This is a genomic window from Pseudomonas sp. C2.3V (assembly GCF_058536325.1).
The window spans coordinates 1268608-1287760 of sequence record NZ_JBZUBN010000001.1 but is presented as its reverse complement, the minus strand read 5'-3'; the positions used below and the strand labels follow the sequence as shown (position 1 = coordinate 1287760).

Here is a 19153-nt window from a genome sequence, read left to right as displayed (position 1 = left end):
TTATGTTTATTAATTTTCTAGGAAGGATCAATGACGGAACGTCAAGCCTTGACCGAACCAGCCCGCCGCCACCTGGATCGCCTTATCGAAGCGGCCCTGCGGGTATGGCTGGAACAGGGGTATCGCGCCAGCATGGATACCATTGCCGAGCAGGCGGGTATGTCCAAGCGGACGGTCTATGCTGTGGTCCGCTCCAAGAGCGAGCTGTTCGAGGCGGTCATTGATGCCTATATGGGCCAGGCGATAGCCTACATCGGCACGCCGGGTGATGATCTGGCCGAAGGGCTGCGGCGGTATGTGCGAGCAATTGCTGATGTATCGCTTGGTGAGATTCCGGTGGGCCTGTTTCGACTGGTTCTGGCAGAGGCGAAAGCCTTTCCCGAGATGGCTCGTCTTTACGAAGATCGTGGCGCCTACAAGGCGGTCGAGCTCTTGGCAGAATGGATCGAACAGCAATGCCAGGCGGGACGCCTGCACGTACCGGATGCCAGGGAGGCGTCGATCATGCTGTTCGGCATGGTGATTCCAGGCCCGCAGCGCCGCGCCGCCCTGGGTGCGGCCCCCTCACCTACCTCAGAGGAGCTGGACCGGCTTGTCGACCATGCCGTGCAGCTCTTCCTGCACGGCACCAAGGTCAGGCCCGCCTGACCCGTGAAGCAGGCTGGGCGCTCTGCCCATAAGGCATGACATTGTTACGGCCAGCGCCCTTGGCTTTATATAGTGCCTGATCCGCACATTTGATGACCTCTTCAGGGGTGCGCGCTGCCACGCCCCGCTCTGCGACGCCCATGCTGACTGTGATAAAGACAGTCTTGGCCTCACCGGAGCCACGTTGCTCCCTGCCCCGCTCGTCATCCTGGGGGCGGCTCTGCTTGTCCCGGATACGCAAAGGGTACTCTTCGATGCTACGCCGCACAGCCTCCAGATGCGGCAGACATTCTTTCAGCGTCTTGCCTGGAAAAAGCAGCGTAAACTCCTCGCCGCCATACCGATACGCACTGCCGCCACCGCCGACCTTGCGTATCTTGCTGGCGACCAGCTTGAGTACCTGATCGCCGACGTCATGGCCGTGGGTGTCGTTGAATTTCTTGAAGTGATCCACGTCGGCCATGGCAATGACGTACTGGTTACCCAGGCGACTCAAGCGCTCATTGAGCGCACGGCGCCCCGGAATACCGGTCAACTCGTCTCGGAAGGCCATGTAGAAGGTTTCATGAATGACCGAGCCGATGATGATGAGCTGAACAAAGCTGATCATTACATCCAGGATCTGGGGCTCGATAAAGACCTTGGACCACATCCACATCAGACAGCCAATAGCCACAATAGGCGCCGCCGTCTGCGGCCTTGGCAAGAGAACATATCGCGTGATGACAAGCCCCAACCCCACGATAAAAGTGAAATAGGCCAGCTGCGCCAGCTTCATCCAGTCGCCATGCAGCGTGGGCCAATAGATGGTATCGACCGCGTGCAGCATCGCTTCGGGATAAACACGGCCCAGTGCCAGCGGGACGACTGTTGCCACAATCAGTAGCGTCAGCCGGGCAATGCTGTCCTGCAGCAGATGCGCCTTGACCTGCCAGACGCAATAGATACCAATCAGCAGTGGAGTCATGACGGTGGCAAGGTGAAAGACTAAGGGCGTTTCAGGGTTGAGCGTATGGGTCTGCTGATAATGGCTGACCTGAAGCGACAATGAAAAATGTGCAATGTAAAGCGTGACCAGAGAAAACAGTTGGCTCTGCCGCTGATAGACCACACAAAAGGCTCCTCCCAACAACACCAGAAGCGTTGGGAGTACACTGAACAGCGATGCCATGAAAGCCGTGCCCGGCCAATACAGGCTAAGCAGCCACGCCACCATTGCCAGAAACAAGGGCGGCGCAAAATGAATCGGGCTTTGAGAGAAGCGGTTCCGCACAAGAAAATCCTGATAACTACGTTCACCGCCACGCGATGAAACAAATCGGATAATGAATGGTTACTGGCCTACCCTGGCAGCCTGACCTGCACGATCCTGTCTGCACCTTGCATAGCCAACAGCTGCTTCATCACACAGAGCGATGGCCATTCGATATCAAGCATGCGTGCGGAGCATACACCTTGACGCCAATAATCTGTAATCGTCTTTACTGTAACGGCCGTCTCGCTGAGAACCTTAGCGTTAAATTGAATCCCCATTAAGAAAACAATTTAATTGATTGATTTATAATGAAAACTTACTAACAAGTTCAATCAATGCCGTTCATGAACTGTTGCCTTCAATATCAAATCGGCAGCACTCAGAGGTCTACCAGCGGCCTGATTCGACAGAAGGATAAACACGGAAAGGTTAGTGGCCCTGTGTTGCAAAGCGTGCAGCGCAGCGAGTCTCTTCTGCCTTGAGTAAACCGCTGTGCTCATGTGCCGCGACCCGATTGATGTCACTCAGGCCACCTTGGTACGGATACCCTGTAAACCGCAGTAAACACACCTCACCGCTTCATGAAGAGCACAGCCCGTCACCTCGATTGATTCAAGTCAATCGAGAGCGAATTAGTCCGCTGCCTAGGCAAGGGCCACCGGCATCACCTGCTAGGCTACATCGGACATACCCTTGCTAGGCTCCAGCCATCGTAACGTCAGCTCTGATGGGCCTGGGGCCCTTCCATCTGGAGGTAACTCGCAAGCCCTGCTGCTTATCAGCCGCTTTGGCGCCTCCTTTATTAATGGATAAGACGTGTCTTTAAGCAGTAGCCATGATCTTGATTACGTTTTTCCGCCTCGCCCTATGGCATAACAGCTTTCAAAGAGCGTGGCCTCGTTATATTTACTGAGCGCTTCATGAAATCGAATCTTTCCGCGAATGATGATCTACTCGACCACCCCACAGCGCAGCAGGTGATGCTCAAGCGGCTGGCCCGTATCGAAGGCCAGATTCGGGGCCTTCAGGCCATGATCCGACGCGGAGAGCGCTTCGAGTCGGTGGCCCAGCAGTTTTCTGCCTCACGCAGTGCGTTGGAAAAAGCGTATCGCCTGATGCTGACAGCATTGATTGAAGAAGCCATGAGCGATCCCGATCAGGACAGTGCCGAGGCGCTGGCCAAGGTTCGCGAGGTTTTCATCCGCTACACCTGACCCCTGCGGCAAACTGCCATCCCTTGAGGGATGCTTCTACTCTGATTTCATTGCGCCAGATCAATAGATAGCACCCTGCCATCGTCTCTAATGCCGATACTCCACGGAGTATCGACTATGAACTCGCCCTTCAGCTTTCTTAAACACCGCTTGGCCAAGGAGATCGCCGTGATTCTCCTGATCAAGCTGACCCTGCTCATGGGCATCAAGGCCCTCTGGTTCGACGCGCCCACCGTTCCCAAGGACGGCACCGTGGAAATGAGCCAACGCCTTTTGGGTGCCACTCCCGCTTCGCTTAAAATTGAGGAGACACCGAGATGATCTCGGAACAAGTCGTCGACCTGTCGCGTCTGCAGTTTGCCATGACGGCGATGTATCACTTTATCTTCATTCCCCTGACGCTGGGCATGGCCTTCTTGCTGGCCATCATGGAAACGGTTTACGTCATGACCGGCCAGCAGGTCTACAAGGATATGACCAAGTTCTGGGGCAAGCTCTTCGGGATCAATTTCGCCCTGGGGGTCACTACCGGCCTGACGATGGAATTTCAGTTCGGCACCAACTGGGCGTACTACTCCCACTATGTGGGCGATATCTTCGGTGCACCGCTGGCGATCGAAGGCCTTATGGCATTCTTCCTCGAATCGACCTTTATCGGCCTGTTCTTCTTTGGTTGGGAGCGGTTGTCCAGGAAACAGCACCTGGCGGTAACCTGGCTGGTAGCCTTGGGCTCCAACCTCTCGGCCTTATGGATTCTAATCGCCAACGGCTGGATGCAGAACCCGGTGGGTGCCGAGTTCAATTTCGAGACCATGCGCATGGAGCTGACCGACTTTGGCGCCCTGCTGCTGAACCCGGTCGCGCAGGTCAAGTTCGTGCATACCGTGGCGGCAGGCTATGTAACCGGCTCGGTATTCGTGCTGGCCATCTCCAGTTACTACCTGCTGAAGAAGCGTGACGTAGGCTTTGCCCGCCGCTCCTTTGCAATCGCCTCTGCCTTCGGCCTGGCCTCGGTGCTGTCTGTGATCGTGCTGGGTGACGAGTCCGGCTACGAAGTGGGTGACGTGCAGAAAGCCAAGCTGGCCGCCATCGAAGCCGAATGGCATACCGAAGAAGCTCCGGCCTCCTTCACCCTGTTCGGCTTCCCGAATCAGGAAACCATGCGCACCGACTATGCGGTGAAGATTCCCTATGTCATGGGCATTATCGCCACCCGCTCGCTGGACAAGCAGGTAACCGGTATTCATGAGCTGATCGACCAGCATGAAGACCGCATCCGTAACGGGATGGTGGCCTATAGTCTGCTGGAAAAACTGCGTGGCGGTGAGAAGACCCCTGAAAACATCGCTGCCTTCAACGATGTGAAAAAAGACCTGGGTTACGGCCTGCTGCTGAAGAAATACACCCCTGATGTGGTATCGGCTACCGATGCCCAGATCAAGGAAGCGGCCAAGAGCACCATCCCGCACGTATCTGGCATCTTCTGGAGCTTCCGCATCATGGTCGCCTCGGGTTTCCTGATGCTGATCCTGTTCGCCTGCGCCTTCTACGCCGTGGCACGCCGCAACGAGGCCACCAAGACTTGGCTGCTCAAGTTTGCCCTGTTCAGCCTACCGCTGCCCTGGATTGCCGGCCAGACGGGCTGGTTTGTCGCCGAGAACGGTCGTCAGCCCTGGTCCATTGGCGAGCTGCTTCCTACTCACCTGTCGGCTTCCAGCGTCTCTACAGGTGATGTCTGGGGCTCGCTGATCGCCTTGATCGTCTTCTACAGCGGCCTGCTGGTGATCGAAATGTACCTGATGATCCGCTTCGCTCGCCTCGGTCCGTCCAGCCTGCACACCGGTCGCTACCATTTTGAGAAAGGCGCAAAGACCGAACTGCCGCAGGCGCCGGAAGCGGCTGCGACTCCAACCATCATTGCCTGAGAACACCCTTATGTTTGATTACGAGAGTCTTAAACTGATCTGGTGGGTACTGGTGGGGGTATTGCTCATTGGCTTTGCCCTGACCGATGGCTTCGACCTGGGTGCGGCGATTCTGATGCCCATCGTTGGCCGTACGGACAACGAGCGGCGCGTGGTGATCAACACCATTGCGCCCCACTGGGACGGCAACCAGGTGTGGCTGATCACAGCAGGCGGTGCGATGTTCGCCGCCTGGCCGATGGTCTATGCCGCCGCGTTTTCAGGTTTCTACTGGGCCATGCTGGTAGTGCTGTTTGCACTTTTTGTACGCCCGGTGGGATTCGACTACCGCAGCAAGCTGGAAAATACCCAATGGCGTCAGGCCTGGGATTGGGGGCTGTTCGCCGGTGCAGTCGTGCCCTCGGTCGTGTTTGGTGTGGCCTTTGGCAACCTTCTGCAAGGCGTACCGCTGGAACTGGATAACACGTTGCGTGCCTCTTATCACGGTAGCTTCTGGCAACTGCTGAACCCCTTCGGCCTGCTGGCCGGTATCGTCAGCTTTACCATGCTGGCCCTGCATGGCGGTACCTGGCTGATGATGCGCACCGAAGGTGCTATCAGCCAACGCGCCCGCCGCGCCTCGCAGATTCTGGCGCTGGCGTTCCTTGCTACCTTTATTGGGGCGGGTGTCTGGCTGTGGATGGGTGGCATCAACGGTTTCGCTCTGCTGTCCAGCTTTGACGCCAACGCCGCGCTGAATCCGCTAGCCAAGGAAGTCGCCCAGACCAACGTCGGCTGGATGACCAATTACGCTCAATATCCGATGACCAAGCTGGCCCCGGTCATCGGTATCGTGGGTGGGCTGATGGCCCTGCTCTCCTCGACTTCCGGCCGCAGTTGGGTAGCCTTCCTCGGCTCCAGCCTGGCCATTGTGGGTACGTTGTGCACCGCAGGCTTTGCACTGTTCCCCTTCATCATGCCGTCGAGCTTTGATCCCGCGGCGAGCCTGACCATGTGGGACGCCGTCTCCAGTCACAAGACTCTGGGGATCATGCTGGTAGCAGCCTGCATCTTCGTCCCGATCATCCTGACCTATACCCTGTGGGGTTATGTGAAGATGTGGGGCAAGGTGACTACCGCGCATATCAACGACAACCCCCACGGCCTTTATTGATTCATTCGTCTGCTCATTCGGCCGACCCTGCGGAGGCTCAAAACAGTCCCAGGGATCGGCCGGACAGGCCCTAAATATCTTCAGGAGTCATCATCATGTGGTATTTCACCTGGGTTCTCGGTATCGCTCTGGCGTGCGGCTTCGGCATCATGAATGCATTGTGGCTCGAAGCGACTGAAAATCTCGACGAGGAGATCCAGCCGTGATCACCCACGCCCGCCCGGTGCTGCTGCGAGGAGGGTTCAGGGTACTCTCCCTGCTCCTCGCCTCGCCACTGTGCCTGTTGCTGCTCATCTATCCCACTGCGTTTCTGAATGCCGAAGGCCACTACAGCCATAGCATGCTTATGCTGGTGATGTGGGGCGTGGCGGGCGGCTTTGTGCACGGCGTAGGGTTCGACCCTCGGGCGAAAGTCTGGAAGTGGGCCTTTGGCCCGTTGTTAGCCTGGACGCTGATGGCGCTGGGCTACGCCCTGCTGATACAGGCCCGAATGGGTTGACGTATGAGCTGCCAGCCTGATTGAGGGCTGGCATCCTTTGGTCAGGTGGTCATAAGCGAGTCGGTTGGATGCCGTGATGCAATCTCCAACCGCTCTGCTGGATACCTTACTGATTCGGTTCTTGCGCTCCAGTTGGGTATCGCATTGCTCAACCCATCCTAATTGCTCTCTCCATTACACTCCGCTCAGCAGGTTGGGTACAGCCCAGCGATACCCAACAGCTGTCCTGGACGGGTAATGCTTAATGCCTCTTCAGGCGGCAGAGCGGTCAAGTTCATCTCTCAGGGTTTGCGCCAGGGTCTTCAAATCGTAGGGTTTGGAAAGGACCTTGAAGCCATAATCCTTTACCGCGTGCTCGGTATAACCGGTGGCCAATACAATCGGCAGACCTGGATCGCGCTCGCGTAGCGCCAACGCCAGTCCGACGCCGTCCAGACGGCCAGGCATAATGATGTCGGAAAAGATGATGTTGGGTCGTACGCTGGGCGAGCCGGACAGCATCGTTTCGTACCGCTGCAAGGCCTCGTCGGCATTGGCGGCTGTGGTTACCTCAAACCCCAACTCTTCCAGCATCGGTCCGACCACTTCCCTCACCTGCTCGTCATCATCCACCAGCAACACCCGGGCAGACGCAACAGGCAACGCGCTGTCGGAAGCGGCCTCCTGGTGCTCGATCAATACGGCCTCCCCCAGGGGCAGCATGATTGTAAGGGTCGTGCCTACGCCTACAGCGCTTTCGATCAGCACCGTCCCCCGCGCTTGCCTGGCAAACCCATAGACCTGGGCAAGCCCAAGCCCGGTGCCTTGCCCCACCTCCTTGGTCGTGAAGAACGGCTCCATGGCCCTGGCCTGCACATCTTCACTCATGCCATGGCCATTGTCCTTCACGCACAACGCCACGTATTCTCCCCCTGCCAATCCCTCTACTTCACCGGTCTGGATTACCTTACGCACCAGCGAGACGGTGATTTCGCCGCCATCAGGCATGGCATCGCGGGAGTTGAATACCATGTTCAAGACGGCCAGCTCGCATTGAAGCGGATCGAGGAATACCGACCAGGACTGGTCCGGTATTTCCAGCGTGAGCCTTATACGGCTGGGTAAGGCGCCGTCCAGCAGATCGCCCATACCCATCAGGACCGTACGCAGGTCCACTGTACGAGCCTCATCAACCCGGCTGCGACTGAACGCCATGAGCTGGCGAGTCAACTTGGTGCCCCGCTCAACAGACCGGCTGCAGGCTTCGATCGCTTTTTGGGCGCGGGGTGTCGTGGCTGACTTCTCAGCCAGCGCCAACCCCATGGTTAGCGTTTGCAGCAGGTTATTGAAGTCGTGAGCAATACCGCCGGTGAGGCGCCCCAGAGATTCCAGTTTCTGCCCTTGCAGCAACGCCTTCTGCGAGCGCTCGGCCTGAGCAACCGCCTCATCCACCCGCTGGTTCATCTTGGCGTTGGCGCTCTGTATTTCCTCGCTGGCCTTTGCCAGTACGCTAGCAGTGCGGTCCGTTTCAACCATGCCTGTTGCAATGGGCTTGATCGCCTCGCCTCGGCCCAGCGCCTGGGCCGTTTGATCCAGCAGACGAAGCGGCTGCGCGATTCTGCGCCCCATCCAGAAGGCTAGAAGAATGGCGCACCCCAACAGAATCAGTGATCCTACGATGACGGCAATCGAGGCATGAATAGCCGTACGCTGAATTTCCGCGCGTGGGAGGCCAATAACCACTGACCACCCCGACAAGGGTGCCTTGCTGAAGAAGGAGCGCATGGGCATGCCTTCCAGCGAGACCGAATCGAGAAACCCTTCACTATCGACCATCAGCCGATCCATTAAGGGGCCTGAAGCCTGTCTTCCTACAAAGTCCTGCGGACGGCTACTTCTGGTTACGACTTGCGCCTTGGAATCCATGATGACACCCAGCCAAGTCTGGGGCAGCTGCTGCTCTTTAAGCACCGTATCCATCTGCGAGGCAAACGAGCCCATTGCAATAAAGTAGGTGACCTGCCCATCACGAAAAACAGGCCGCCGGACCGCAAAGCTGTACTCTTTCCCCACAGGCGCGACATACAGTCCACTCACCAGTAACGGCTTGTTGAAGTCGGTGGCATTGATTTCAGCGTTAATGCTATGGGGAAGGTCTGCACCAAAAGGTCTACGGGTATTGATTAGCTGTTGCCCGTCCAGGTCGAACAGGATGATGGAGTTTTCCCAGGTCTGGGTAATCCGTCGCGCATGCTTGTAGAAGGCCTCAAGGTCGTTGCGCTCAAGGGAAGGCGAAATGGCCAGAGTCGAGATAATGGCATCACGCCTGAGCAGATCACGGTCAACGGCCAGCGAAAGCGCCCGGGTGGTGGCCCGCATGCTCTCTTCCACCTTGCTTCGCTGATCCTGATAGACGTAGTAGATGGCGAATGTAGAAGCCAACAGTGTCGGAGCCAAGATGGCTATTACCAGCGTAATAAGCTTGGCGCGGATCGACATACTGCTGCGACCTTATTCAAAGGTGAATATGCTTGAAATTCTAGGCCCCTTTAGGGACTTTGACTATTACTAGCCAAGGGCCTTCTAGCGCCTTCTGTATCAAGACGCACCGCCCGCCGCCCTGCTGCGCCTTTCTTAAAAATGAACTCTTATGCCAGGCGGTGTTGTCGACTGGACAGTACCAGCAGCCAGGCATCTCTTCATGTGTGGACGATTTGCGCAATACCGGACCGCCATAGACTATATCGAGGCGCTCAAGACATCGGTCGAATTTGCAGGCGGACTCGACCCCATGCCCATTGGCCGTTACAACGTGGCACCTGGCACCCGGGTGCAATTGCTGCATGAAGAGACCGAAGGCATCCGCTTCGATCCAGTGCCGTGGGGATATGCACCCTTTTGGGCGCGTGATCCCGAGTCACACAAGCCCAAGCGGCCTCCTGTCATCAATGCCCGTGTAGAAACAGCGGCCACCAGTAAAATGTTTCGCAGCCTGTGGAAGCATGGAAAATCACTGGTAGCAGCTGATGGCTGGTATGAATGGAAAAAGGATGCCGATGACCCCAAACGCAAGCAGCCTTACTTCATCAAGCTGAAGTCAGACGAGCCGATGTTCTTTGCCGCCATTGGACAGTTTCATCGGACCGACCAACACGAACATGAAGATGATGGCTTCGTCATCATCACGGCGGCTGCCGATGAAGGCATGATCGACATTCATGACCGACGTCCGCTGGTATTGACGCCCGAAGCGGCCCGGGAATGGATAGAGCCAGACCTCTCACCCGAGCGCGCCGAGGAAATCGCCCAGGACGGCGCGATTTCTGTCGATCAGTTCGAATGGTATCCGGTGAACAAGGCTGTCGGCAGTGTTCGTAACGACAGCCCTGCCCTGCTTGAGCGAGAACCCAAACCGTTGGTGTGAGCCAATCAGAAGCCCGACAGCGCCGGGCTTTCGTATTCAGAAGATATCGAGTGGGTAATCCGCGATCAAGCGGAACTCGTTGACCGACCCGCCCGTCGAGGCAGCGCCACGGTGCCATGCCTGACGAACGCGCAGGGACAGATCCTTTGCCGGCCCCTCCTGAACGACATACTTGGCCTCCAGGTTGGTTTCACGCTCTTTGTCATTATGATCGTAGGCATAACCTGTTACCGCACCCGCCTCGTCTCGGGATACGTAGGCACCGCCAGCGTCCGCATGAGTACCGTCGATGTCATAGCCATAGATGTAGCGGGCCATGAAGCTCAGACCTGGCACGCCATAGGACGTCATGTCCAGGTCGTAACGCGCCTGCCAGGACTTTTCATTCGGTGCGTTGAAGTCAGACCACTGGATCGAGTTAGCCAGGAAGATCGAGTCACCGCCGCCGCCTGCGCCATTGTTGCCGAAGCCTACATAATCAAAGGGCGTATCGCCGTGAATGCGCTGGTGCGCCAGCGTAAAGGTATGCGCGCCTAGGTTATAGGCCGCTGCCAGAGACCAGGCCGTGTTACTGATGGAGCCCGCCTCGGCGCGCCCCTCATCATTGGTACGGTAGATGTTGAAGTCGAAGGTTAGCGACTGATCATCCTGCAGGGGCAGCGCATAGTTGACGTTACCGTAGTATTGACGCCACAGGTCCTGGAATTCCGAGCCATACAGCGAGACACTGAGGTTGTCATTAACCTGATAGGCGCCGCCTAGGTAGTCGACCTTGCGGGTTTCGACGCCGGCATAGGTCGCCCACAATCCGCCATCGGTGCTGGTAGAGGTTGGTTCGGTACCCGCCGTGAAATGCCCCAGGTCCAGGGTCAGACCATCGATTTCCTTGCTAATGATGTTCAGACCACGTGCAGTCTGCGGCAATAGTCGGCTGCCACCTGCCGCAAACACCGGGGCCGTCGGCTGCATTTCGCCATACTTCAGAATAGTGTTGGAAATTCGTAGCTTTACCGCGCCGCCAGCCTTTGAATATTCATCCTGCGTTTCGCCGCTCGAGTTGACCTGGACATTGCCGCTGCCAGCATGGCCATTACCGCCGTCGAGTTTAAGCGCAAGATACCCGAAGGCATCTACTCCGAAGCCTACCGTTCCCTGGGTGAACCCCGATTCATAATTGGCGAGAAGACCATAGGACCAATCGCGAGGATCACGCTGGTTATGCGCGTTTTCGTGGTGGCCATCGCCTTTGACCTGGCGATTGAAGTACATGCTGCGATTCAGGAGCTGAAGATGGCTGTCTTCAATAAATCCATTGGAATCCGCTTGACCGGCGAAGGCCATTGTACTGCTGCAAGCCATTAACGAGAGGGTTAGCGTGCTCAGTCTGAAGGTCTTCATCAGGGGTGGCTCTCCTTAAAAATGGTGCACCGTAAAAATCGAGAGGTGCAAGATCTCATTGGCAGTCGAGATTCAATTCATTTGTCGTTTGTCTTTATGGTACGCATCGCTTTCCACGGCTCGGCAATTCAGCCAAAAGCCCAGTGCAGACGACGCGCTGCCCGCTCAGTGTGCCATTAAATTGCTTAGCAAACTAACCTTATAGGCACACCGGTGCCGGCCGAGATGTGCTGTCTTAACAGAGATAAACGGGACAGTTAAAGCCGAACCCGCTGAATGAACGGGTTGAATCCTCCTCACTACGCCCAAACGGTCACATTTTGCAAAAGCGAAACTGATGGAGCACAAACCAGCTGTCGGCCAAGCAATTTTGTAAGCGCCAAGGCGTGCTGAAAGGTGGACCCACGTCTGTCTGGCGTCTCGAGCCAGAGCCTGCCTCTCTTGCTTTTCCAAAATAGTGATGCCAGACACCCATAACTGGAAATGCGCATGCTGACAAGCCTTGCCGTAAGGTAGCAATTACACATATGGTTACAAGTGCGTGACTCAAAAGAGCCTGATATTTGTAACCAGATACGTCAGGGCCGATTATTCCAACATCGAGTGTGTACCCATGGCGAACAACTCCAAGGGCAAAGCCATCTTCCGGGTTGTCAGCGGCAACTTCCTGGAAATGTACGATTTCATGGTGTATGGCTTCTATGCCACCGCCATTGCCAAAACCTTCTTCCCCGGCGACAACCCCCTTGCTTCGCTCATGCTGTCCCTGGCAACCTTCGGAGCGGGCTTTCTGATGCGTCCTCTAGGCGCCATCTTTCTAGGGGCCTATATCGACCGTCATGGCCGTCGCAAGGGATTAGTCATCACATTGGCCCTGATGGCCACCGGAACCTTGCTGATTGCACTGGTGCCCGGCTATGCCACGCTGGGCGTGCTTGCGCCCATCCTGGTATTGCTGGGCCGTCTTCTGCAGGGTTTCTCGGCGGGTGTCGAACTGGGTGGTGTATCCGTTTATCTGGCCGAGATTGCAACGCCCGGCCGCCGCGGCTTCTTTGTCAGCTGGCAGTCAGCCAGCCAACAGGTAGCAGTGGTCTTTGCCGGCCTGCTGGGCGTCATGCTCAATCGTCTGCTGTCTCCAGAAGACATGGGTGACTGGGGCTGGCGTATTCCCTTCCTGATTGGCTGCCTGATCGTACCCGTGCTGTTCATCATTCGCCGTTCGCTGGAGGAGTCGCCCGAGTTCCAGGCGCGTCACCACCGTCCAACTCTGGGTGAGGTAATCCGCTCCATTGGCAGCAACTTCGGCCTGATCATCGCCGGGATGGCCATGGTCTCGATGACCACAGCGTCCTTCTACCTGATCACCGCCTATACCCCGACCTTTGGCAAGACCGAACTGCACCTGAGCGACATCGACAGTTTGCTGGTCACCATGTGCGTAGGAGTTTCGAACTTCATCTGGTTGCCTGTGATGGGTTCGCTATCGGACCGGATCGGACGTCGCCCCTTGCTGATCGCAGCAACGGTTCTGGCTATCTTTACCGCCTACCCCGCGCTGATCTGGTTAACGAACGAACCCTCGTTCACCCGTCTGCTGCTAGTCGAACTGTGGCTGTCCTTCCTGTATGGCAGCTATAACGGCGCGATGGTCGTGGCCCTGGCTGAGGTCATGCCGGCTGACGTACGGACTACAGGCTTTTCGTTGGCCTACAGTCTGGCCACGGCGACCTTTGGCGGCTTCACCCCGGTCATCTGTACCTGGCTGATCCATACGCTGGATAACCGTGCCGCACCGGGCATCTGGCTGACGTTGGCGGCCGTACTTGGCCTGACGGCTACGCTGGTTCTGTTCCGCCGCAAGGATCTGCAGGGCGCGGGTCAGCAGGCACTGAGCTCGCAGTAACCCTCCCTGGCAGGGCATGAAACGCCATACCGCTTCATGCCCTGCACGCGCTACCCTGCGCTTGTCTGCCACTGAAATTCTTTGATTCAGTGTGTGCACCATCCCTTGAATCGCGGGTCGAAGGCCACATTAAAAGGCTGATTATTCAGCATCAATGACCCGACGCCACGATTCCATCATGCCAGCCCGCAAAATACTGCATGATGGACACTCAGGTTGAATCTGATGTCCATGAGGTACGCGTCTGGCGACCTCGCTCTTCTTACGAGGATAAGCAATGCCTGCATCTGTTATTGCCGAGCTTTTACAACAGCATGAACGCGAGTTGTTAGAGGAATGGATCACTGCGCAACGCTCAGCAGGTATTCGTACCGATCTGATTGATGAAGAAACGGTCAAGAGCAATTCTAAAGAAATGCTCAAACTATTGACCGTTGCGGCTGCCGAAGGCCTGGATGATCTTCATCATGACCAGTGGAGCCCGGTTAAGGCCATGCTGGATCGTCTGTCTCGCAGCCAGAGCCGACAGGGGTTCACGCCTTCGGAGACGGCAACCTTCGTTTTTTCATTGAAGGAGCCCCTTTTTGCACGGATTCAGGCGCAGTGCGCCAATCCCGTAGAAGTGATATGGATTGCCAGCAAGTTACTGGACAAGCTCGGCCTGTACTGTGTTGAAAGCCATATGGAAAGCCGTGAGGTCATCATTCGCGAGCAGCAGGAGAGTATGCTGGAGCTGTCGACTCCGGTCGTTGAACTCTGGAAAGGCATCCTGGCCATTCCCCTAATCGGCTCGCTCGACAGCAACCGTACCCAGATCGTGATGGAAGCCCTGCTGGAAAAGATCGTCCAGACCGAGTCCGACCTTGCCATTATCGATATTACCGGCGTGCCTACCGTAGACACCATGGTCGCCCAGCATTTGCTCAAGACAGTGACCGCCGCCAAGCTGATGGGCGCCAAATGCATCATCAGCGGTATTCGCCCGCAAATCGCCGCCACCATCGTCCATCTGGGCGTAGAGCTGGGTGATGTCGTGACCAAAGCCTCGCTGGCCGATGCATTCCAGATGGCTCTAAAAGAGCTCAACGTTCGTCTCGTTTCTGCTACGGCACGCTAAGGAGCCGCCATGGTAGACAAGATCCCTATTCTCAAAATGGGCAAATACCTGCTCTTGTCCATCCAGGTCGACATGCACGACCAACTGGCCTTGGACCTGCAGGAAGATTTGACCAATCAAATCGTCAAGCACCGAGCCAAGGGCGTGCTGATCGATATCTCTTCCCTGGAGATCGTCGATTCGTTCATTGGCCGCATGCTGTCCCACATTGCCAATGTCTCTCGCATCCTTGACGCCAAGGTCATCGTCGTGGGCATGCAACCTGCCGTCGCAATCACGCTCGTCGAATTAGGCCTATCACTCGACGGCATTGCCACGGCACTGAATGTAGAAAAAGGGATGGCCCGTCTGGAACAGATGGTCGCGGATGATGAACTCCTGGAGCTAGAGCGTGGCGAAGAAAGACATACTTCCGCTGAAGCAGGAGACTGACATCGTCCTCATCCGGCAGCGTGTACGCCAATCTGCCGAGACAGCCAAGCTGGGGCTTGTCTCACAGACCAAGATCGTTACGGCCGCAAGCGAGATTGCCCGTAATGCTCTGATTTACGGCGGCGGTGGCGAATGCGTGATCGAGGATACGATGCGTAACGGCCGCAGCGCCGTTCACCTGGTCATCACCGACCAGGGTAAGGGAATCGATGACATCAGCAAGGCCATGGTGGACGGCTATACCTCAGGCAATGGGCTGGGCCTGGGCCTGAGCGGTGCCAAGCGGCTGGTGGATGAATTCGCAATCGAAAGTGCACCCGGCCAGGGTACACGTGTGGAGTTGTGGAAGTGGCGTTGACCCCATTGTATTGCAGCCAGACATTCTCGGTTTCCGATGTCGCCCACGTGGATGCTGCGCGCCGGGCGGTCATCCGCCATGCCCGCGAACTGACCGATGACGAAGAAGTGCTGGGCAAGCTGACCCTTGTTGTCCAGGAGCTGGCACGCAATCTGGTCAACCATGCCGGCGAAGGCGAGTTGTACCTGAGCCATAATAACCATGAGCTGGACCTGATCGCGGTGGATAGCGGTCCAGGCATGGTCAACGTGGCGCAGTGCCTGAGCGACAACTATTCCACCAAGGGTACGATGGGGGCCGGACTGGGGGCGATCCGGCGTATGTCTGATCGCTTCGATATCTACTCGCAGCCGGGCAAGGGCACTATTGTATTTTCCCGAACGCAACTGGTGCCCTCGCCTCCAGGCAAGCGGTTTGAAGACGGTGTGTTGTGCACCCCGCATCCGCGGGAGGAAGTTTGTGGCGACAGCTGGGCCGTGCTGAACAACCGGATTATGGTGTGTGACGGGCTTGGGCATGGCACACAGGCCAGAGAAGCCAGTGCCAAGGCTCGGGATATATTTCTCAACCACCCCACCGGCCTTCCCCTGACCGAGCTGATGGAGCGCATGCACCGTGCCCTGACAAGTACACGTGGTGCAGCCCTGGCCTTTGCTGAAATTCTACCGGAACAAGGCACCGTCAATTTCTGTGGTGTTGGCAACATTGCCGGCACCCTGATGGCAGATCGGCCGCGAAGCATGGTCTCGGCCAACGGTACTGTTGGCTACAAGATAGGCCGCGTACAATCCTTTTCCTATCCCTGGGATGAATCTACCGTGCTGGTCATGAATTCGGATGGTATCAATTCCCGGGTCAACCTTGCAGGGTATACCGGCCTGCTAGGCAAGCATCCCGCCATTATCGCCGCCCTGATTCATCGTGATTTCAAGCGTTCAACGGATGACGCCACGGCGCTGGTAGTACGTCATGTCTAATGACCGCCTGATTTCTAGCCTGCGCATCGAAAGCGAACAGGACATCGTCTGGTGTCGCCAACGTGCCAAGCAGCTTGCCGATTGGATTGGGCTACCCAGGCTTGACCAGATCCGCGTTGCCACCACGGTTTCTGAGTTGGCACGCAATATCTACCAGTACGCCAGGCAGGGTCGATTCAGCTTTTACATGATGACCACTGCCGAAGGGCGCCTGAACGGCCTGCGATTTGAAGCGCAGGACAACGGTGCAGGCATCCAGAATCTGGACGATATCCTTAATGGCAGCTACGTCTCTCAGACCGGTATGGGTGTAGGTCTGCGGGGCGCTCAGCGCCTGATGGACGATTTCCAGATCGACACCTCTTCGAGCGGTACCCGAATCCGCGCCGCCAAATACCTGTCCGTACCCAAGCCCTTTCCCAGCGAGGCGGAGCTGAGTCGGCTGCTGCATCAGCTCACCGACAAGAGTGCGCTGGACCCTTACAAGGAAATGCAGCTCCAGAGTGAAGACCTGCTGGTGACCACCTCGGAACTGCGCGCCAAGCAGCAGGAACTGGAGGACACCAACAAGGAACTGGAGGAAACCAACAAGGGGGTTGTGGCCCTGTACTCCGAGCTGGAAAAGACCGCTCAGGAGCTGCAGGATGCCAGCGAAGCTAAGAGTCGCTTCTTCTCCAACATGACCCATGAGTTCCGGACGCCGATCAACATTATCGAGAACATCTCGAAGCTCCTGATCTCCGGTCAGGACGGACCACTGAATGGAGAACAGTACCGTCAGGTCAAATTCATCAGTGATGCTGCAGCCGAACTCTCAACCCTGGTCAATGAGCTACTGGATCTGGCTGAAGTGCAGTCCGGTCGAATGAAAGTCATGGCTGAGCCGTTCAGCCTGAATGAACTTCTGGAGCGAATCGAAGCCTTTGCCGCCGCGCTTTCGTTCCGCTACGAGAATGTCAGCTACCGGCTCGACCGCCTGCCGGAAGACGTCATTCTGAATACGGACCGGGAGCGTCTGTTCCAGATCCTGCGCAACCTGATTTCCAATGCTTTCAAGTACACGCCCAAGGGTAGCGTGACGATTCGCTGTTTCCGTCCGGACGACCAGCAGATCGAATTCATGGTGGCCGATACCGGGATCGGCATTTCCGAAGAAAACCAGAAAAAGGTATTCGACGAGTTCTACCGGATCAAATCACCGGGCCGGAAGAACATTGAAGGGACGGGGCTGGGCTTGTCCCTGGCGCAGAAGGTGGCCACCCTGCTCAAAGGCGAAATTGATCTGACCAGCCAGGAAGGCGTGGGCAGCAAATTTTACCTGCGCATCCCGATAGCGCTGGAGGAAAACGCCTCCACGCTCGAGCAGAACGCCCTCGCCGGCATGACGATTCTGCTGATCGACGACAGCGAAGCCGATCGCTATATCGTTACCCGCGCCTTGGAAAGCTACGCCCCGATCATGATTGAGGCTGATAGCGCCAAGGCCAGCATGGACAAGCTCAATGCCGTGCGACCAGATATCATCTTCCTTGACCTCGATCTGCCGGATATCAGCGGTGAAGAGCTGCTGGAGAGCATGGACTGGTCCATGCACCGTCGCGTCTTGGTCAACACAGCCAAGGCTCTGAACGATGAAGAGCTGGCCCGCCTCAGACCCTATTGCCATGCCATTCTGCAAAAATCCCAACCTGGGTATCTTGAGCAGTTGCTCTGTCAGGTACAGAGTTTGTCCAGGAGCTTGAGAAATGAGTGACCGTAAGCGCATCGTCATCATTGATGATACGGATGCGAACCGTTATGTGCTGCGGAAGATTCTACTGTCCCAGCCTGACTTCGATATTCTCGAGGCCGGAAGCGGCAGTGCCGGCCTCGAGCTGATCAACGATCAGACCAGCCTGGTGATCATTGATATCAACCTGCCGGACATGAGCGGCTTCGAACTGATTCAGGCCATTGAAAAGAAGCTGGACCAGGACAAGATGCCGGCCATCATCAACATCTCGGCCACGTTCGTCAGCGGCAAGGACAAGGCCATGGGGCTCAACCAGGGCGCCCAGGCCTATCTGACCCACCCGATCAACCGGGACGAAGTCCTGGCTACCATTTCGTCCTTGCTCAAATCGAGCACTCGTCTGGCGAGCATCGAAAACCAGCGCAACGTCGCCATTGCCCGCAGTGAAAACCTGGAAGCTGAAAAGATCATGCTGGAGCGCTTCATGCGTTCGCTGAACCATGACCTTCGCTCCCCGCTGACTGCCGCGACCATGGTAGCCAGCCTCATGCGTCGCACGCCTGCCCGACGCACCGATGACATGCTGAAGCTGCTCGAGGAAAACCTGCAGCGTATGAATCAGATGATCACGAACGTACTGGATATTTCCCATACCAGTCTGGGTGGCGGCGTTAAGCTACACGGCGAGAGGCTAAATCTGGGTACATTGCTTGGCGAGGCAGTCAGCAACCTGCGTATTCAGATAACGAACGAAATTACGCTAACCCTCAATTCGCCCGAACAAATCGTCTATTGGGACAAACACGCCTTCCTGCGAATCATCGATAATCTAGTCATCAATGCTTCCAAGCATGGCGCTCCAGACACTCGAATTGAAGTCAGTCAGAAAATGTCTGCCGAACGCATTGTCCTATGCGTTCGCAACCAGGGCCGGATGCCTGACGAGGTATTGGTCAACCTGGCAACGCCTTATTTCATTTCCACCCGCAGCGATGATCGCGGCTGGGGACTGGGCCTTCCCATCGTCAAGGCGCTGTGTGAAAGCTTTGGCGGCCATGCTGAATTCAAAAATATTGACGACCACGTCGTGGTGGAAGTCCACCTCCCCTCTACGGTGCCATCCACCTGATTGCTGCCCT

18 protein-coding genes are annotated in these 19153 nt (G+C 56.6%); 15 read left to right on the top strand and 3 right to left on the bottom strand.

The window, feature by feature from the left end:
* The first annotated feature begins 30 nt into the window (after positions 1–30).
* A complete protein-coding gene (locus tag AC4LF3_RS06050; RefSeq protein WP_404627757.1) occupies positions 31–648 on the top strand; it encodes a TetR/AcrR family transcriptional regulator in 618 nt (205 codons plus the stop codon).
* Here the strand turns inward: AC4LF3_RS06050 and AC4LF3_RS06045 are convergent.
* Entirely contained in the window at positions 635–1864 is a 1230-nt protein-coding gene (locus AC4LF3_RS06045; RefSeq protein WP_491836254.1) for a GGDEF domain-containing protein, read from the bottom strand. The two genes, AC4LF3_RS06050 and AC4LF3_RS06045, sit on opposite strands and share 14 nt — an antisense overlap.
* Positions 1865–2823: 959 nt before the next feature.
* On the opposite strand from AC4LF3_RS06045, the gene AC4LF3_RS06040 reads away from it, so the two are divergent.
* From AC4LF3_RS06040 to AC4LF3_RS06015, 6 genes are all read left to right on the top strand, one after another.
* Complete coding sequence (locus AC4LF3_RS06040; RefSeq protein ID WP_434135912.1) at positions 2824–3117, top strand: metal-sensing transcriptional repressor; 294 nt, start codon at positions 2824–2826, stop codon at positions 3115–3117.
* A 117-nt stretch (positions 3118–3234) separates the two neighbouring features.
* Complete coding sequence (gene cydP / locus AC4LF3_RS06035; RefSeq protein WP_010797548.1) at positions 3235–3438, top strand: cytochrome oxidase putative small subunit CydP; 204 nt, start codon at positions 3235–3237, stop codon at positions 3436–3438.
* Positions 3435–5042 (top strand): cytochrome ubiquinol oxidase subunit I, encoded by a 1608-nt coding sequence (locus tag AC4LF3_RS06030; protein WP_219652808.1) that lies wholly within the window; start codon positions 3435–3437, stop codon positions 5040–5042. The genes cydP and AC4LF3_RS06030 overlap by 4 nt, the downstream gene beginning before the upstream one ends.
* A gap of 10 nt (positions 5043–5052) precedes the next feature.
* On the top strand, positions 5053–6195 hold the full coding sequence (gene cydB / locus AC4LF3_RS06025; protein WP_010797546.1) for a cytochrome d ubiquinol oxidase subunit II: 1143 nt from the start codon (positions 5053–5055) through the stop codon (positions 6193–6195).
* Between the two features lie 95 nt (positions 6196–6290).
* On the top strand, positions 6291–6401 hold the full coding sequence (gene cydX / locus AC4LF3_RS06020) for a cytochrome bd-I oxidase subunit CydX (protein ID WP_010797545.1): 111 nt from the start codon (positions 6291–6293) through the stop codon (positions 6399–6401).
* The gene (locus AC4LF3_RS06015; protein WP_010797544.1) at positions 6398–6694 is read left to right on the top strand and encodes a cyd operon YbgE family protein; all 297 of its coding nucleotides are present in this window, start codon (positions 6398–6400) and stop codon (positions 6692–6694) included. The genes cydX and AC4LF3_RS06015 overlap by 4 nt, the downstream gene beginning before the upstream one ends.
* 252 nt (positions 6695–6946) lie before the next feature.
* Here the strand turns inward: AC4LF3_RS06015 and AC4LF3_RS06010 are convergent, their stop codons facing one another.
* The gene (locus AC4LF3_RS06010; RefSeq protein ID WP_434153711.1) at positions 6947–9172 is read right to left on the bottom strand and encodes a hybrid sensor histidine kinase/response regulator; all 2226 of its coding nucleotides are present in this window, start codon (positions 9170–9172) and stop codon (positions 6947–6949) included.
* A gap of 202 nt (positions 9173–9374) precedes the next feature.
* On the opposite strand from AC4LF3_RS06010, the gene AC4LF3_RS06005 reads away from it, so the two are divergent.
* Entirely contained in the window at positions 9375–10097 is a 723-nt protein-coding gene (locus tag AC4LF3_RS06005; protein ID WP_491836253.1) for an SOS response-associated peptidase family protein, read from the top strand.
* A 36-nt stretch (positions 10098–10133) separates the two neighbouring features.
* Here AC4LF3_RS06005 and AC4LF3_RS06000 read toward each other — a convergent pair whose 3' ends face one another.
* Positions 10134–11495 carry an OprD family porin gene (locus AC4LF3_RS06000; protein WP_010797541.1) on the bottom strand — a complete coding sequence of 454 codons (1362 nt, stop codon included), beginning with the start codon at positions 11493–11495 and terminating at the stop codon, positions 10134–10136.
* A gap of 613 nt (positions 11496–12108) precedes the next feature.
* Here AC4LF3_RS06000 and AC4LF3_RS05995 point away from each other — a divergent pair.
* From AC4LF3_RS05995 to AC4LF3_RS05965, 7 genes are all read left to right on the top strand, one after another.
* Positions 12109–13398, top strand: coding sequence for an MFS transporter (locus AC4LF3_RS05995; protein ID WP_010797540.1), 1290 nt, complete (start codon positions 12109–12111; stop codon positions 13396–13398).
* A 277-nt stretch (positions 13399–13675) separates the two neighbouring features.
* Complete coding sequence (locus tag AC4LF3_RS05990) at positions 13676–14515, top strand: STAS domain-containing protein (RefSeq protein WP_491834942.1); 840 nt, start codon at positions 13676–13678, stop codon at positions 14513–14515.
* Between the two features lie 9 nt (positions 14516–14524).
* On the top strand, positions 14525–14947 hold the full coding sequence (locus AC4LF3_RS05985) for an STAS domain-containing protein (RefSeq protein WP_010797538.1): 423 nt from the start codon (positions 14525–14527) through the stop codon (positions 14945–14947).
* Positions 14907–15305 carry an anti-sigma regulatory factor gene (locus AC4LF3_RS05980; RefSeq protein WP_010797537.1) on the top strand — a complete coding sequence of 133 codons (399 nt, stop codon included), beginning with the start codon at positions 14907–14909 and terminating at the stop codon, positions 15303–15305. The genes AC4LF3_RS05985 and AC4LF3_RS05980 overlap by 41 nt, the downstream gene beginning before the upstream one ends.
* Positions 15296–16282 (top strand): ATP-binding protein, encoded by a 987-nt coding sequence (locus AC4LF3_RS05975; RefSeq protein WP_239382895.1) that lies wholly within the window; start codon positions 15296–15298, stop codon positions 16280–16282. The genes AC4LF3_RS05980 and AC4LF3_RS05975 overlap by 10 nt, the downstream gene beginning before the upstream one ends.
* On the top strand, positions 16275–18035 hold the full coding sequence (locus AC4LF3_RS05970; RefSeq protein ID WP_491834941.1) for an ATP-binding protein: 1761 nt from the start codon (positions 16275–16277) through the stop codon (positions 18033–18035). The genes AC4LF3_RS05975 and AC4LF3_RS05970 overlap by 8 nt, the downstream gene beginning before the upstream one ends.
* Entirely contained in the window at positions 18028–19143 is a 1116-nt protein-coding gene (locus tag AC4LF3_RS05965; protein ID WP_407363030.1) for a hybrid sensor histidine kinase/response regulator, read from the top strand. Before AC4LF3_RS05970 ends, AC4LF3_RS05965 begins: the two co-directional genes overlap by 8 nt.
* Positions 19144–19153 lie beyond the last annotated feature (10 nt).

Bases quoted from the DNA above. Each gene is read 5' to 3' on its own strand.
- AC4LF3_RS06050 (WP_404627757.1), top strand. From the start codon at position 31: ATGACGGAACGTCAAGCCTTGACCGAACCAGCCCGCCGCCACCTGGAT.
- AC4LF3_RS06045 (WP_491836254.1), bottom strand. From the start codon at position 1,864: ATGGTGGCGTGGCTGCTTAGCCTGTATTGGCCGGGCACGGCTTTCATG.
- AC4LF3_RS06040 (WP_434135912.1), top strand. From the start codon at position 2,824: ATGAAATCGAATCTTTCCGCGAATGATGATCTACTCGACCACCCCACA.
- cydP (WP_010797548.1), top strand. From the start codon at position 3,235: ATGAACTCGCCCTTCAGCTTTCTTAAACACCGCTTGGCCAAGGAGATC.
- AC4LF3_RS06030 (WP_219652808.1), top strand. From the start codon at position 3,435: ATGATCTCGGAACAAGTCGTCGACCTGTCGCGTCTGCAGTTTGCCATG.
- cydB (WP_010797546.1), top strand. From the start codon at position 5,053: ATGTTTGATTACGAGAGTCTTAAACTGATCTGGTGGGTACTGGTGGGG.
- cydX (WP_010797545.1), top strand. From the start codon at position 6,291: ATGTGGTATTTCACCTGGGTTCTCGGTATCGCTCTGGCGTGCGGCTTC.
- AC4LF3_RS06010 (WP_434153711.1), bottom strand. From the start codon at position 9,172: ATGTCGATCCGCGCCAAGCTTATTACGCTGGTAATAGCCATCTTGGCT.
- AC4LF3_RS06005 (WP_491836253.1), top strand. From the start codon at position 9,375: ATGTGTGGACGATTTGCGCAATACCGGACCGCCATAGACTATATCGAG.
- AC4LF3_RS06000 (WP_010797541.1), bottom strand. From the start codon at position 11,495: ATGAAGACCTTCAGACTGAGCACGCTAACCCTCTCGTTAATGGCTTGC.
- AC4LF3_RS05995 (WP_010797540.1), top strand. From the start codon at position 12,109: ATGGCGAACAACTCCAAGGGCAAAGCCATCTTCCGGGTTGTCAGCGGC.
- AC4LF3_RS05990 (WP_491834942.1), top strand. From the start codon at position 13,676: ATGCCTGCATCTGTTATTGCCGAGCTTTTACAACAGCATGAACGCGAG.
- AC4LF3_RS05985 (WP_010797538.1), top strand. From the start codon at position 14,525: ATGGTAGACAAGATCCCTATTCTCAAAATGGGCAAATACCTGCTCTTG.
- AC4LF3_RS05970 (WP_491834941.1), top strand. From the start codon at position 16,275: ATGTCTAATGACCGCCTGATTTCTAGCCTGCGCATCGAAAGCGAACAG.
- AC4LF3_RS05965 (WP_407363030.1), top strand. From the start codon at position 18,028: ATGAGTGACCGTAAGCGCATCGTCATCATTGATGATACGGATGCGAAC.